This is a genomic window from Deltaproteobacteria bacterium (assembly GCA_016874735.1).
Classification (GTDB): domain Bacteria; phylum Bdellovibrionota_B; class Oligoflexia; order Oligoflexales; family CAIYRB01; genus CAIYRB01.
In genome coordinates this window covers 1-14,567 of sequence record VGTI01000025.1, presented here as the reverse complement: position 1 = coordinate 14,567, position 14,567 = coordinate 1, and the positions used below count along the sequence as shown (strand labels likewise).

General features: G+C 50.8%; 11 protein-coding genes. 5 read left to right on the top strand and 6 right to left on the bottom strand.

What is annotated here, in order from left to right; genetic code table 11:
* Positions 1-165: 165 nt before the first annotated feature.
* Both FJ146_11185 and FJ146_11180 read left to right on the top strand, forming a co-directional pair.
* On the top strand, positions 166-1,548 hold the full coding sequence (locus FJ146_11185) for an aldehyde dehydrogenase (GenBank protein MBM4252526.1): 1,383 nt from the start codon (positions 166-168) through the stop codon (positions 1,546-1,548).
* A gap of 176 nt (positions 1,549-1,724) precedes the next feature.
* Entirely contained in the window at positions 1,725-2,159 is a 435-nt protein-coding gene (locus tag FJ146_11180) for a hypothetical protein (GenBank protein MBM4252525.1), read from the top strand.
* Here the strand turns inward: FJ146_11180 and FJ146_11175 are convergent, their stop codons facing one another.
* On the bottom strand, positions 2,160-2,840 hold the full coding sequence (locus tag FJ146_11175) for a DTW domain-containing protein (protein MBM4252524.1): 681 nt from the start codon (positions 2,838-2,840) through the stop codon (positions 2,160-2,162).
* Between the two features lie 194 nt (positions 2,841-3,034).
* Here FJ146_11175 and FJ146_11170 point away from each other — a divergent pair, with 194 nt between their 5' ends.
* Positions 3,035-4,696: a hypothetical protein gene (locus FJ146_11170; GenBank protein ID MBM4252523.1), complete on the top strand. Its 1,662-nt coding sequence runs from the start codon at positions 3,035-3,037 to the stop codon at positions 4,694-4,696.
* Between the two features lie 23 nt (positions 4,697-4,719).
* Here the strand turns inward: FJ146_11170 and FJ146_11165 are convergent, their stop codons facing one another.
* Positions 4,720-6,348 carry a S1 family peptidase gene (locus tag FJ146_11165; GenBank protein MBM4252522.1) on the bottom strand — a complete coding sequence of 543 codons (1,629 nt, stop codon included), beginning with the start codon at positions 6,346-6,348 and terminating at the stop codon, positions 4,720-4,722.
* Between the two features lie 74 nt (positions 6,349-6,422).
* Positions 6,423-7,232, bottom strand: a complete 810-nt coding sequence (locus tag FJ146_11160) for a hypothetical protein (GenBank protein MBM4252521.1) — start codon at positions 7,230-7,232, stop codon at positions 6,423-6,425.
* A gap of 317 nt (positions 7,233-7,549) precedes the next feature.
* Between FJ146_11160 and FJ146_11155 the strand changes: the two genes are divergently transcribed.
* Entirely contained in the window at positions 7,550-8,401 is an 852-nt protein-coding gene (locus FJ146_11155) for a hypothetical protein (GenBank protein ID MBM4252520.1), read from the top strand.
* 59 nt (positions 8,402-8,460) lie between these two features.
* On the opposite strand, the gene FJ146_11150 is transcribed toward FJ146_11155, so the two are convergent.
* A complete protein-coding gene (locus tag FJ146_11150; GenBank protein MBM4252519.1) occupies positions 8,461-10,596 on the bottom strand; it encodes a hypothetical protein in 2,136 nt (711 codons plus the stop codon).
* A 263-nt stretch (positions 10,597-10,859) separates the two neighbouring features.
* Between FJ146_11150 and FJ146_11145 the strand changes: the two genes are divergently transcribed.
* Positions 10,860-11,282: a YjbQ family protein gene (locus FJ146_11145; protein ID MBM4252518.1), complete on the top strand. Its 423-nt coding sequence runs from the start codon at positions 10,860-10,862 to the stop codon at positions 11,280-11,282.
* A gap of 109 nt (positions 11,283-11,391) precedes the next feature.
* Here the strand turns inward: FJ146_11145 and FJ146_11140 are convergent, their stop codons facing one another.
* Together FJ146_11140 and FJ146_11135 are read right to left on the bottom strand one after the other, a co-directional pair.
* Positions 11,392-11,874 carry a hypothetical protein gene (locus tag FJ146_11140; GenBank protein MBM4252517.1) on the bottom strand — a complete coding sequence of 161 codons (483 nt, stop codon included), beginning with the start codon at positions 11,872-11,874 and terminating at the stop codon, positions 11,392-11,394.
* A 96-nt stretch (positions 11,875-11,970) separates the two neighbouring features.
* Positions 11,971-13,854 (bottom strand): hypothetical protein, encoded by a 1,884-nt coding sequence (locus FJ146_11135; GenBank protein MBM4252516.1) that lies wholly within the window; start codon positions 13,852-13,854, stop codon positions 11,971-11,973.
* Positions 13,855-14,567: the final 713 nt, after the last annotated feature.

Sequence of the window (14,567 nt, the reverse complement as noted above, 5' to 3'; positions counted from 1 at the left end):
GATGACCATGACGTCATCATTAATACTTTTAATTGAATATTATTAAAATGTCAATAATTTTATAATTTATTATACAAAAATCAATATATTCAGTTGGTTGACAAATCACCCTGCGGCCCTCAGTGTTTAAAGTAGCTCTGTATCCTCCTGTTAAACGCCGTAAGGATGACTCCAATGAGTAAACTTGATCTTCCTGGCACCATGGCAGCGCAGCGTGACTATTTTGCTAGCGGCAAGACGCGCAGCCTCGACTTCAGGACCGAGCAACTAAAAAAGCTGCGCACTGCCATTAAATCGATGGAGGGCGAAATTTGTGCTGCCCTTAAGAAAGACTTGGGCAAGGGGCCGTTTGAGGCTTACAGCAGCGAGGTTGGTATTGTCTACGAAGAGATCGATCTCATCAGCGCGAACCTTGCCACCTGGGTTCAGCCGCAGAGCGTGCCGACTCCTTTGGTATACCAACCTTCATTTAGTACCGTATATCCTCAACCATTGGGCGTTGTGCTCATCATTGCTCCTTGGAATTATCCCTTTCAACTGCTGCTCGCGCCGTTGATTGGTGCCATAGCAGCAGGAAATTGCAGCGTGCTGAAGCCGTCTGAGCTTGCCACCGAGACTGCTAGTGTGATTACGAGGCTGATCGAAAAGACGTATAGTCCAGAATTCTGTGCTGTGATCCAAGGCGGAGTTGAGGAAACAACGCATCTGCTCGAGCAGCGCTTCGATCATATTTTCTTTACCGGCAGTATTCCTGTTGGCAGGGTAGTGATGCGCGCAGCCGCTGAGCATTTGACTCCAGTGACCTTAGAACTAGGCGGTAAGAGCCCCTGCATCATCGACGCCGACACTAACATCAAGATTACGGCGAAGCGCGTTGTGTGGGGCAAGTTCTTTAACTGCGGCCAAACCTGCGTTGCACCCGATTATCTGCTGGTGCCTAAAGCGATTAAAAATGAACTCCTATCTGAGATGAAAGCGGCAGTTAGGCAGTTTTATGGCGAGGCGCCGCAGTCGTCTCCTGATTATGGGCGGATCATCAATCAGCGCCACTTCGATCGTCTCGTCGCTTTGATCGAGGGTAACGTAGTGCTTGGCGGTGACCACAACCGTGAGCAGCTCTACATCGCGCCGACCATCATCGACGGTGTGAAGTTGAGCGACAAAGTGATGGAGGATGAGATCTTTGGTCCAGTCCTACCTGTGATGGAATACGAGAGTTTGGATGAGGCGTTTGCGATTGTTAATCAGCGGCCTAATCCACTTGCATGTTATGTTTTTTCCAATCGTAAAGAAATTCAAGACCGCGTCGTCAATGAACTTAGTTTTGGTGGTGGCTGCATTAATAACACCTTGGTGCACGTGGGTACGGCTCATTTGCCGTTTGGTGGTAAAGGCCCAAGTGGGATGGGGCGTTACCATGGGCATCACAGCTTTCTGACTTTTTCTCATCAAAAAGCGATGGTGAAAACACCGTTCATGCTTGATCTCCCACTAAAATACCCACCGTATAAGGATAGGGTTAAGCTGGTGCGGATGCTGATGGGGTGAGGCAGGGTTACAGTTCTGAGTAGGTTAAGGCGTGGTAAGTTGTCATGATTAAATCCTTTTTTAATAAATTCTCAAGTTTTAGGCGAAAAATGCCGATAGCGCATGTTAATCGGACTTTTTGATCTCGGCCGTAGAGATCGGTCGCCTTAAGAATGTAGTTATAAGAGGAACCAGTCATGTGGCTACAGAAGTCTAATTTAGGCTCGCATAGTGCCTTGGCCCTCATGTTTTTGGTCATCGGAGCATGTGCCCACCACGACGACGTAAGGCCTTCAACCACCGGCGTTCACCTCGTGGTGACTAAAGGCGAAGAGCGCGAGGTTGCCTACCGTAGTGCTCGGGCACAGGCCGAGTGTTACTGCGACGAGTTCGATAAGTTACCGTTCATCGTTTCGGAATCAACGGCATTTGTTGGCGAGGGCGGCGAAAAGGAATATCTGCGTCAAAAGCGCCTCGCTAATGCTGCTAAAGTCGGCGGTACAGCTGGCGCGATATTCATGCCCTCAAAGGGTTTACGTGCCGCTTCAGGTATAGCAACCGTAGCTGGCCAATCTGGTGATGCCTATCTCGGCGAGCAATACCGGATCAGGGTTAAATTTAGGTGCAAGTAACTAAGCAGGATTTAGCTCGCTACTCTTGCCGCGCATCTGTTGGAAGCGGCGTACAAATTCTGCGAAAAAGTCGAGCAGATAATCCTCAGCAGCGGGATCTTCGAGACAACCAATGGCTTGGGCGATTGCCTCGAAAGTGCTCATCCGATCGGCAAAAATATTACGTCGCGGGCGATTAAGGCATAGGCGTGGACCTGGCAACTCCACTGGGATAGTCTGACGCATAAATGACAACCGGCGCATCATGCTCTTGGTCTGTCCCCAGTTGCCGTCAGGAACAATCAGTGTGAAGGGCCGCGGCAGCGTGGCAATAAATGCCGGCGTGAGAGGCTTAGCACCGCATCCTGGAAACAGCGTGAGCAGAGACCCTTGGCGTGCCAGTAAATCATCTGTCTCGAGCGGGTAGTCGCGACTACCCTGAAGGCGTATCCCGGCATTCGCAAGAGTCAGCGTCGCGAGACGTCCGGTGTTACTGCTGCGTGGCCACTCCCCCGCATGCATGATGACTTCAACGCGTGTTGTGAGTTCTAATTTCGGTGACACCGTACATAAACAGTGGTGTTTTAGTAGGCGGCAGCTGGTGCACCTAGCAGTGGAAATGTTGAATGGAGGCAGAGTACCGATGGGAGAGTCCCTGAAAAGCCAGGTGTTTAACTGTGACGCCGGTTTAACAGCCGGTATTTCTTATTTTATTTGGAGGATTGTCAAGTCAATGTTGGCTAAGGGCTTGTTTCAACTCGTCAGTCGGTACCGTCGCACCTAAACATCTGTTACCTATGGACTAACCGTCAACAGAAACAGTGACGGACAGATAAATTTGAGGGAAGTGCTCATTTTCTCTAAAGTTTTCTCGTTTTTTTGCCGATAGCGATATCATGGTTTTACGCCGTTTTTTACATCTGAATATCGCTAAACCAGGCAGGACTAGGCATCGTTCCACCGTGGTCAGTCTGGTCTTTGTCAGTGCTATGGCCGCGTCCTGCGGTAGCTTCAATAAAAGCAGTTCGGAGTCGCCGAACCAAGGTGGCGTCCTAGGTCTGAATGGCAAGACAACCTGCCAAGTCCGCCCCTATCGCGCCTCGACGCTGCTAGCACTCACAGACGCTGCTGATCACTTAGGTACCCTAGTCCCACGGGACGTTGTTGAGACATTGGAAGAACGCCTACCGCCGGGGATTAGTACGAGGGTTGCTGCTTCCTACCAGGCGCGAGCGGAGATTGATTCTGGCCATGTCCCGATCGAGTTTGTCAGCGACACTTATCCTCTATGTTCTTCGCAATTTCATGCGACTATACACTGGGGCGATGGCGATACGCGCATTAAGGGTCGGATACCAAAGGGACCGCAAATCGCGAGTGCTCCGATGCCTAATCTGGACCAAAATAGGCTAAGGGTTCAGATCATGTCTGGCTTAAAGGCAAACGCTGTTAATGGCGCGGGCGAACTCACTCTTGGACAGGTGGAACAATGTTGGTACTCCGTTGGTAACAAACTGAACCCTGCTGCAGAGGTCAATTTTTCTGTCGGTGGGATACCATATCAAGCGCTTGTGCAGGGAGACTCTGTGTTAGAGCTCGGTGCTCAGATGTTACATGCGTCGGCAAAGATTTTCACTTACCGCCAAAATGCCCGTCAACCGATTGAAGAGATTGTGGTCGAGGGTATGCAGCCGTCTGGCTTCCTCTGTAACGACTACCTGATTGCTGATACGGACGGGGTACAGAAAGCCTACAGCAACCAGGGTGTGTTCCAGTTTCCAAAAACTGACGATCGGTTCTTCGAAAGTACCTTATTCGTGCATGCCAACGACATGATGCAGTGGTTTCTTGGCTACGATAAATCGGCTCATTGGTCGCAAACTCAAGTGGAATTACGGCGAACTTTCGATGCCACGCAGCGTGCCAGTGGCCCGGTATATATGAACCCGTCCAGCAACAGTGGGGCCGGTGGTCCGGTGATCCTAGTGCCTGACGTGCTGCAAATCGCTGGTGGACCTCCAATACTCGAGAATCTGACTACTGATTTTGATGTGATTGCTCATGAGCTTTCTCATCACATCGTGACGCGTTACTTACCCATACCCAAGGCAACGGAGAGAGATCTCATAGCAGTGCACGAGGGTCTTGCCGACTTTTTTGTGTTCGCAAAAACAGGTGACGCCTGCCTCGGTGAGACTATTTGTACCGACTCAGGTGGCACGCAGTGTACGGTCGAAAATACGTGTCTTCGGTCAGGTGAGATTAAATATGTGAACGACGAAAGCAAAAGCAAAGAACCTGCTCACCGCAAATCTCAAGCGCTGTCTGGTATGCTATGGGATCTGACGCGGAGCACATCGCTCGGACGATCCGGAATGGTTAAGTTGGTAATGGCTACTCTGAAGTATCTTGATCGTGGCACCAATTTTGACGACGTTTATAGCGAGCTAATCAATGTGGACCGCAAGTTAAATAAAGGGAATAACGTCTGCGCTATTCATGCGGCGGCTGTTGATCACGGTATTGGTGTCGGCCTGAATAGCACAGAATGTCCCTAGGATTTAAGTGTGCGGCGTGCTGCCTACGCACCCGCGACAGTCGCTTGGGTCGGCTTGGATGGCACTTCCTGGGTATCGGGTTTAGCCGGTCCGCCAGACGGGGTGGGCACACGGCAGGTCTTATTATCGATACCGCCGATCCCGGGCTGCACACCAAATCCGTTACCTTGGTCGGAGCCGTTGGTGCAGACAGGGAAATCTGAGATATCCAAGGTAGATCGGCCACGTATAAAAGGAGCACTCCATTTGGAGGTGACATCCGTATGTTTGGAATAACCCGGGCTTGATGGCATCAGCCTTCCATGTTGGGTCCCAGTTGAGGTGATGCCTACTACCTCAGGTATGCCATCTGCATTGATGCGAATAATGGGACCACCTGAGTCACCTTTGCCTGCAATGCTTTGTTCACCGCGGGGCGCGCTTGGGCTAATGGCAGTTCGTTCTCCAAAAAGTTTAATGACGCCTTGCTGCTCACTATTTTCGGCAACCGTATTATTGCCGCAGCCGAAAGATCCATCGATCGGAACGGTGGAGTTTTGTGTTTTTGAGCCAAATCCAGCCACGGTGACCTTTTGACCTACATTAGCCCTTGCCTCAGTAATCCTCATATAGCCGCGTGCTGTGCCAGCCGGAAAGGCAATGATCGAAATATCAGTTGATTCCATCGTGGGAGCGTCAACGGGTTTGGGATCATTACCAGGCTTAGGAGCATTTCTGACGACGATGCCTTTCACCATGGTGCCATTAGGGTGCTTTATTAGATGTTCGCTTAATGGGTTCTCAGTGCAGTGAGCGGCAGTGACCAAATAATCAAATTTTTTATCGCCTTTATAAAAAGTTCCAGAACAAATATTGAGGCGATTAGTGCCGGGGATTGGACTGTCAATCCGGGAAACTGCCGAAAAGTCCATGACGTTTTTGCACTCTGTCTCATTCATACTGTTGGTCGACTCCCTGTTGGCTGACAGCGCTAGGCCGGAAGCACCGGCATGGCGCATCGCCAGCGATATAGCTGCCAATGCGGCAAGATTTTTATTGGCTGTAGACCCGTCGGCGAGCTGTAATTGAGGATCCTCAGCGGCTTTGTTGATTTTTGTTTTTATGGACGGTGGCTTTTTTAGTTTGGCAAATGATCCTGTGTGATTGGCAAAATTACGCCCAAGATTCGAGAACGTGTCGCGTGTCACCTGGCGCGAAGGCGCTGTCTTGAAATCAAATTTGGACGCTGCAAAAGCAGCCCAGCTTTCGTATGACTGGTCTAGTTTATTAAAATATGGTTCAGCTGCCTCGAGCGCGGAACGAATGCCAGTGAATTTTTGATCGCCGATTTGTACGGTATGATCGGTGGTGCTTTTCAGCAAATCTGCATAGAACTGCCTTACACTGATTCCGCGCAAGGCATTTAATTGACTCTCGGTGACGGGTTCAGTCATTGCAATTTCTACGTCTTCAAATTCGTATCCGCTACTGTCCTCTGAAAGAACCCCTGATTTTGTTCCTAAGCCGCATGCGGAAACCAGACACATTGCCCCAATGATTCTTGGGTGAGCCATAGTGAAGTCTCTCTCGTTTCGTATGTGGTTGTACTGGGCCATTTGGCCGCTGTGCAAGATAAATGCCGTTTTATCTGCAACCCAACCAGCGAAAATCATTGGTTTAGCGAATCGGGATTTCTGCTCGGGTTTTTTGCAGTGTTCGCGAAGTGATCATTTGAGGACTTGCAGACTTAGCCACCCTTCATGCTGATCGAGAAGCTCATTTGATTGGAATTGTCCTCGATGCGTCTCGTGACATTGGTGATGTTACCTAGTGCTCCTAGAATTCCTCCAAAGTGGATATCGAGACCCCACACTTCGACGGCAAAGTCTATGCCGTATCGGAGGCTTGGCGTGCTGCGCCAGTAGAGATCGATACTCTCTTCTAGTTCGTCATTGCTCGATGTTGATGTTCTACCGTCAAATTCTGGGGTTCCGACCCTATTGGTCGAGTAATCGATCCACGGAATCCAGGTAAAACGTTTGGCGAGATGGATGCCGATGTTGAGGCCGCTGGTATATGTAGTGACGCCATAACGGTATTTAATATTAACGAATGCATTGGATTCCTCGTGCAAGGCGCTGAGAGTGGTGCCACCGGCAAAGAGAGAGAAGACAAAGGATTTGGGGAGGACACTCAGGGTCGTCGAATAATAGCCGAAAAAACCCACGCCGCTAAATCTAGCGATGCTCTCATCTGTCGATGATCCGGCACGGTACTCAGAGGTAACGTAGCCGTTGGATGCCGTAAATCCCAGCCCAAAATGATTTCCTGAGAATCCGACGTAGGGTGCTCCTGACCAGCCGTCGTAGGAGAGTGACGTTGGGAGATTGCTAGCGCCGTCGGCTGCGTTGTAACCTTTGGGCGCGATCAGCACATCAGTGTAGTTGATGGCGGAGGCGAAGGTGATTGTGTTTTCCTCGGGGACAATATGATAGATGGGCGTGGTGGAAAAAATACTGCGGCCCGTCTTGAGCTGCGTGGCGTAAGCATCGGTCATTTCTTGACGCGATGACTGCGCAAGTGAGGTGTGAGCGTTGCTTAAGGTATAGCAAAAAAGTATGAGCCCGTTGATGACACGGAGGAGTGGTCTCGGTTGAGGATTGTTTAGTTTTGATCTCAACGGTAGTGGCACTAGTCTTGACTCATCCCTGAAGTTTTTGACGACTGCAAAGCCTGCATGGCCCCGGAGTGAGATCGGCAGGTTGCAGCAACAACCTGAGCTCCTTAGGTATTTTGTTCTTTTGGGAATAAGTTGAGAAATACTCGTAATTTGTGTGCTATGGAGGCGGAAGGTTGGGTTCTGGGGAGGTTTGGATGGCCTTTGGTCGAGGCAATTTCGTGTGCGAAGTAAGCTTGGCAATGTCGTTGCTGCTAATGGTTTTGGGCTGTGGTCGGGACGGGCAACTTAGTCGGGCGCGCGCATATGGAACTCGTGACGACGGTTCCGAGGCTACGCGCATGTACGAGGAACTGAGACGCTGTGGCCCCACCGCAAAGTCGGAGAAGTCGGAGACACGCGTGTGTCAGTTTGTGGACACGATAGCAGCGCCGTCATTGCCTACTGAACTAACAGCGACAATGTTCATGCGCTATTACGGCTATCGAGACGCCCTAATCAGAAACACGCGGGAACTGGAGGTTCCGCCGGGTCTCAAGGATTGGGCATCTGGCGGTAACATTGGCCCACGAGCTCCTAGTGTACTCGTGAACCAGTTTTTGCTGCAGTTATTCGGTGAAATCGTTGTGCGTTTTAGCGATATCCAGCTCAGCCCTACCGATTTATTTCACGGTCATTTAGTTAGAGATGATCAACATGAAGACCTTCTGATCGTATTTCATGCTAGAGAATACCTCCAGGACTTATTTCCTGTGATCGTTACTAAGGCACAGAGGCTTATGGCCTCGAGCGGTGTGTTTTTGTCCTCAGATGAGTCGTTTAAGCGACGCAATCTCGTTTGGTCATCCAAACTTGGCCGTATCTGGCGATTAGGTACAGCCGCGCCATCGCCGCTACGGCCGTTGATCCTTTGGGATGCTCCCCCAGACCTTTTGCCTGAGATCGAGCGTGGCAATACCCTGCAAGAGCATTACATCGGTGAACCCATAGGTGATATCAATCTGATCAAGATGGATGCCCTAGTAGCACCGGTGGTCTTTTTTAACTAGCAAAAAATCACCCACCGCAATGAATGCCGGTGGGTGAGATTCAGAATTTTCGGTGAATCTTAATCAAATCGCCGTCCGGGTGATACCGAGCCAAAGTTGTCTGGATCGAATTCATCTGCGCATGCCTGCGTATTATTGCCCGAGAATACCATAGAAGTCGTCACTTTATCTGGAGCGTTGAGGTCATGGGCCTTGATCCCAAAGCGTGATATGGAGACGAGCCGTCCATCGAGAGTAAACATGCGGTTGATATCGAGTGAGCGGTACTTGTTCTGCCACCAAGAATTACCGGAGAGGAGTGTGCGGCAGTTTTGCGGCATGAGGTCGTTGTGCGAGATGCGCGTGACCTCATTAATTTTGTCACCTTCGAAGCGATAAAGTACGGCACCAGCAAAGTCGACATTGGAACCCGAGACTCTTCCTAAACGTATGGCTTGATTGCCCTCCTCACCAACAGTGACCACCGGAATACCGATAAGCTTAGCTGCGGCATCGTAATAGAAGGCGTGATGATCGCCGGTAACGTCGGAGCCAGAGCCGCGCTGGCCGAGGATATGATTATCAAGGCGCGCCATATTGCGTGGGTCTTTAGTATCAAAGAGAGATACTTGAATCCCGTCAAAGAAGGCGAAATTGCCCTGGTCAATAGCGTCAAAGCCGACGCCTAAGAGGCGACCATCGGCAAGCGGGTGCATGTAGGTCGAGAAGCCGGGGATCTTAAGTTCGCCGAGGATTTTGGGGCTACGCGGTTGGCTAAGATCAAAGGCAAAGAGTGGGTCTGTCTTTTTGAAGGTAACGATATATGCAACGGCACCCACGTGTCTCACCGAGCGGATGTCCTCGCCCGGGGCGAAATGTTGGACAGGTGCGGCATCCTTAAGCTCGGTGCCTTGTTGTTCAAGGACATAAAGGTGGTTCAGTGCCTTTTGGGCCCCTTCTGCCGCAATCTGTCCAGTTGTGGTGGCGACGGAGAGGAGATTATCTTGCGCCAGCTCCTTAAATGCCCACTGATCCTTGACCCGTCCCTCTACACGTCCCGTAGCCGTGGTGACAAGTTGGCCGTCGCGGGTGATAGAGACTTTCGTGAGGTAGAGAAATTCACTGTTGCGACGCTGTTCCCACAGGGTGGCGAGGCTATTTTTACGCGACTGCGAGAACGGAAGCGCTGTAACGGGGGCTATCCATGGCCACCAAACGCGGTTTTGCTTGACGAGATAGATGTTCCTCGTGGTCATGTAGATCATGTCACCGCCACCCACGGCAGCGATTTGTTGCACGGCCTTTTCCACGTTGAGGGTATTGATAGTGGCCACTCTAGACATGCGTAGGTCCACATCACGAATGATGGGCTTGGCAATGGCGGAACACCCGACACCATCTACTGATTGCGATCCCTCATCTAAGGTCACGGGGGTCAGCGATAGTTCAGCTTGATCCTGCGCGTTCGAGGATCGCGACGCCACCTCAGTGCGCATGGGTAGGTCGCTACGGAATACTGTGATTAATTGGCCCTCTAGTAGCCTGGTGTCTAGATAATCGCCGCGGAATGAATGTTCTTTGGCGACGGTCGGTACAGCTCCCGGCGCGCCATTGTATAGTCTCACCACCGTGCGGTTTGCCTGATTGAGACCAATAACCGTCAGGCGATGGTCCTCAGCGTATAACGTGATGTGAGTGAGACCTGATACCGAGATCTCACCAAGTTCCTTAAGTGTCGCTCGGTCAGTGACTTTAACGACGCTACCGCGATGCACATAAATATGCGCAGCACCAATTTTGACGTAGTCACTTTCATCGACGCCGCGCTCTTGGACATTAGTTGCTCCTGCCGCGGACTCGGTGTTCGTAACTGAGTCTTTGTTTACTGAGGTGCTGACGGCGCCGCCATTGTCGGCAGAAAACGCGGCGGTAGGTGCCATTGCTTTAGGCGCCGCATTAACTCTTCTTGTGTAAGTTTGCCCGTAGTAATAATCTTCTTGTTCTTTTTCGTTGATTCTTTGCATCTCTAATAAGCTACGAATATCGGCCTGCATATCATTGCAGTCAGCATAGAGCGCCAGGGTTGGTGTTGGTTCGGCTTCGGCAGATTTGCTGGGGCCTTTTTTGTATCCGCCACATGCTGACTGCACCATCGTGGCGCCTATAAGTAGTCCTAGTCCCGCATTTTGCCTGACTTTTGGTTGTTGTTTCCTCACGACTAAACCTCTCCAATTTTAGGGCGGTGGCCGAGTTGAAGTGTCACCGCGTTGAAATATCACCGCGTTGAAATATCACCGCGTTGAAATATCACCGCGTGGTATGATCACTTGTCGGTAGAAAGGGCACGCGTCAGGATACTTGGCGACAAGATTCCGTATTCAAGCGTATACAAGAGCTTTGCTTGGTTACATTAAGTCATAGAATCAGAGTGTTATAACGGTCTGGTGGGTAATAGCGCAAAACCACTGAGGAATGTGGAATGTCGATGTATCAGGCGCAGTTAGTGGTCACGAGTAAAGCCAGTTCAGCGATGCTGATCACCGATCAGATAGTGAAGGCATGCCCAGATCTCAGTCGGATCAAAGTTGGATTTCTGCATCTCTTTCTCCGCCATACCTCGGCCTCGCTAACGATCAACGAGAATGCTGATCCTGATGTGCGCCGCGATCTCACCATGGCCTTGGATCACGTAGTCCCAGAGTCTCTGCCATACGAGCATGATGCTGAGGGCAGCGACGATATGCCGGCTCATGTTAAGGCCTCGCTGATGGGCGTATCGCTCCAGATTCCAGTCGCAAACGGCCAACTGCTCCTAGGCACGTGGCAGGGGATCTACCTCTGCGAGCATCGTGCTACTAGCCATAGGCGTGAAATTGTCTGCACTCTCTACGGTATGGAATAGCTGGGAGCGTTTGCATCAGGATGCGGTAGCGTGGAAGCAGGCCTCCACGTTTGTGAGGCCTGCATGAGTGTCACATCGGTGACGATACTGGTAGGTGCGAACTGCTGTATTACAATTCTCCGCCGGGACCCACGGGCTTACCTTCGTCGTCGACCTTACGCACAGTCACCGTCGAGCCAACTGGTACGTTGACTTGAGCTAGGTGAGCGTTTTGGTGGATGTCGATAGTTGTGGTGCCAAAAATAGCTAAATTAGCTGGAATGCAGTACCAGGCGTTGGGGTTCAGTAATTTAAATTCAGCAGTGCCAAAAATATTTATGGTTCCAGCTATAATCACTAGCTCTGGAGCATCGGTCTTGGTGTCATCGAGCAACACACTGGTGCGATTGATCACGTTGATGGTGGGCGCTAATAGTCGCGGGTTGACCTGGTCACTGCCAAAAGGGTGATCTGGGAACTGAGCTAGACACGCATCAACGACCACTTTACGAATCTTTGCGCCGGCGTGTTCAGCGTTCTCGGTGTCAGCAAGGACTGCTGAGCTAAGGGTTAAAGAAGCGACTGCGGCTGCTGCAATTTGACGTAGTTTCATATGCACTGTTACCTCCCTGTAAATAGTTACTTGAAGAAGTACTACCTTCCAATACTTATACGCTCTGGAGAGCATGCTCCGGTATGATTTTTCTGGTCAATAATTGCGTTTAAGGTTCTTGACTGCGTCAATAAGATTATCGGAATTCTGCAGCAGTTGACGCCACTCGCTACGGGTCAACGGGGCGTTAACACATGCTTCGATCTCGGCGAAGTGGTCGACAAGCACCACCATGTCTTTAGTGAACTTTCTGTGTGGACTTCCGGGCCAGTTCGATTTCTTTATAGAGCCGGCGCTGCGTGGCGTAATTTGTCCGCTCACCTGTACGGGTATGGCCTCGATCCCAAGAGTAGTCCAGAACACGGCGTCCTTTCTTCCGCACTGTCGAACTTTGGGTGCGCCGGGGCGTCCCTGTACGGCCATGAATCTCTGATCAGCAGCCATTGCTGGCTCGTTTTTAAGATTAGCAAGAAATGCGCGTGCTACAGCTAATAGTTTGGCTTCTCCGAGTTCGGCGATGCGGGTAGCCACATCGGCGTCAACTTGGAGACCAAGTTGTCGAATCGATACCAGGTAGAGCCCAAACATCTGGCTTTCGAGTTTTTCGAGGACCTCGGTGATGGGCCTACCGCCGGGAGTCCACTCGGCGACGAATGCAGCCGTTAGAGTTTTAACGTATCCAAGCAGCATACTATAGCCCTGTGCGTACCTTTTGTAGGCGGTTGGTAAGGGCTCCAGAATGAGGTGTTCGTATTCCGGCTTTGCTGGCGCCGACACTATCACAACCCCGCCCGTATCGATCACCTTCTGATGTGTCTCCAGAGCCTTGGCGGTTCCCGCTTTGTAGACTTCAGTCCAGACTTCCTGCATTTTTTCGTCAACCGTGAGAATGGTCGATTCAGCTAGGCCATCGCGTCTAAGTAGAGGTTCAAGGGCGTAGCGCTGGTAGATGAAGAACCCGTCCTCGGCTGTCGGTTTGAGTGTAAGTCGCCCGTCTTTGATCGGTTTGACGATATCGTCAATCAGGGGTTGCGACTTAGCTACGATGTCGTACTGATCGCGTTCGCCAGCAGGGAGTCGCTCTAGCACTCCTGGGCTCGAAGGTGCCCAAAAATAGCCGCATGGGCGGTCGTCACACTGATAGTCGTGGCGCTTCTGATTCACAATCTCGGCGAATCCACCATCGCCGAACAGTGCTGGATCAATCTGGTTGGTGACCTTGGCGAAGATGGCCCGCATACTGATAAGTGCTGCCTTGCCTTGGCCGCTGCTGCCCTTCCACCACTTGTTAAAGCGCAAAATCTCGTCACCGGATTCGATTATCACGTTATTAAGAAGGTAGCGATCACTAGTCCAGATCCGTTGCAGTCGCTCATTATCTGAGTAAAACGACAGAGGCTTAAACTGAAAAGGTTCTTGCTGCCATAGGCCCTTAAGCTTCGCCATCGAAGCAGTCACCGAGTCACGGTGTTTATTCAGTTCCTGAGTCAACCGCGGCGTAACCAACTGCGCACTGGCCATGTCGGCTAGTAGAAGTTCGGAAATCTTGCCGCGTCCAAAGTTGAGTTGGGGGTCAGGCAACCTCTTATCAAGAGCCAGCTCCAAGGCGGCGTACCATTTGTCGTTTTGCACTTTGAGATAGCCGTCAATCAGGCTCACCGAGATGAGTACAGGCCAGGTGACTTGATGGTCCCGAAGCATGCCAAGCGCACTCGCGTAGCTGGGAGCGCGCACCTTGGCTAATTTGTCCCATGGAGATCCCGACTCAATATCGTCTAATCTCGCGTAATTGAGATTGCCGACTCTACCGGGTTCTGCTGTTTCTATAGCTTCAAAAGCCTCGTCCAGAGTCGAGCTGCTCAGAAATTCCTCTTGGCCTGCAACGCCTTTATAGAACGACACGAGCTGCAAAGGTTTGCGGGCTTCCTGCAGCGAGGTCTGAGTCTTCTTTTGGCCTAGCCCGCATCCGAGTGTAGACAAACAAATAATCATTACTGTCGATTTGTTTGCGAGCTGACTAACCATCGGGCTTAAGTCCTTAATCTGATCGAGGTGATGACAGTATCAGACGAAGTCTGCGGCAAGAGTCATTGATCGCAATGTTTTTCACAAAGCAAGCGTAAATGCCCTGGGTATCTTTTGGTTTTGACTTGTATCAGTTTGACGCGCTGGCATTGCGACGAACGACATTTGCGACTTCCTGGCGCAAGGGGCGAAGCACCATGTAAGCTGCTAAGACAGCTGCTTCGTAGACGAATAAGCCGGTTTTCAGTTTGTTTCGCATGATTTCTCCAGGTTTTGGATTTGGCTTTATCTATCTGCTGCGCACCTTGTAAATCTCTTATCGGTATTTTTTTCCGCAACTTTAATTAAATATGTAAAAATCTGTTTTTATTATGATTTGTAGTAAATAATTTTTGCCTATTGCGGAAAAATCCGCATAGCGGTGATGCAGATTTGCGTCCTACGGCACCAACCGAGGTCAACTGACAGCTTGTCACTGCCGTGCGCCCAGGAAAAACACGTGCTCCGTGCAACCAGCTGATCCCTTTTTGACGATCAAAACGGCGAGTTACATGCCGTTTCTGTTGGGTAGGTCACTCTCCAATCTAACACCCGGTAACTCATGGGTATTTCGCTCACCAAAAAAACCAGCCAGATAACCCGCGCACACCGCCTTATTTGCCTCCCGT

Excerpts from the sequence above, each read along its gene's own strand:
- FJ146_11145 (MBM4252518.1), top strand. The coding sequence starts at position 10,860 with ATGTCGATGTATCAGGCGCAGTTAGTGGTCACGAGTAAAGCCAGTTCA.
- FJ146_11160 (MBM4252521.1), bottom strand. The coding sequence starts at position 7,232 with ATGACCGATGCTTACGCCACGCAGCTCAAGACGGGCCGCAGTATTTTT.
- FJ146_11140 (MBM4252517.1), bottom strand. The coding sequence starts at position 11,874 with ATGAAACTACGTCAAATTGCAGCAGCCGCAGTCGCTTCTTTAACCCTT.
- FJ146_11155 (MBM4252520.1), top strand. The coding sequence starts at position 7,550 with ATGGCCTTTGGTCGAGGCAATTTCGTGTGCGAAGTAAGCTTGGCAATG.
- FJ146_11180 (MBM4252525.1), top strand. The coding sequence starts at position 1,725 with ATGTGGCTACAGAAGTCTAATTTAGGCTCGCATAGTGCCTTGGCCCTC.
- FJ146_11170 (MBM4252523.1), top strand. The coding sequence starts at position 3,035 with ATGGTTTTACGCCGTTTTTTACATCTGAATATCGCTAAACCAGGCAGG.
- FJ146_11185 (MBM4252526.1), top strand. The coding sequence starts at position 166 with ATGACTCCAATGAGTAAACTTGATCTTCCTGGCACCATGGCAGCGCAG.
- FJ146_11165 (MBM4252522.1), bottom strand. The coding sequence starts at position 6,348 with ATGATTTTCGCTGGTTGGGTTGCAGATAAAACGGCATTTATCTTGCAC.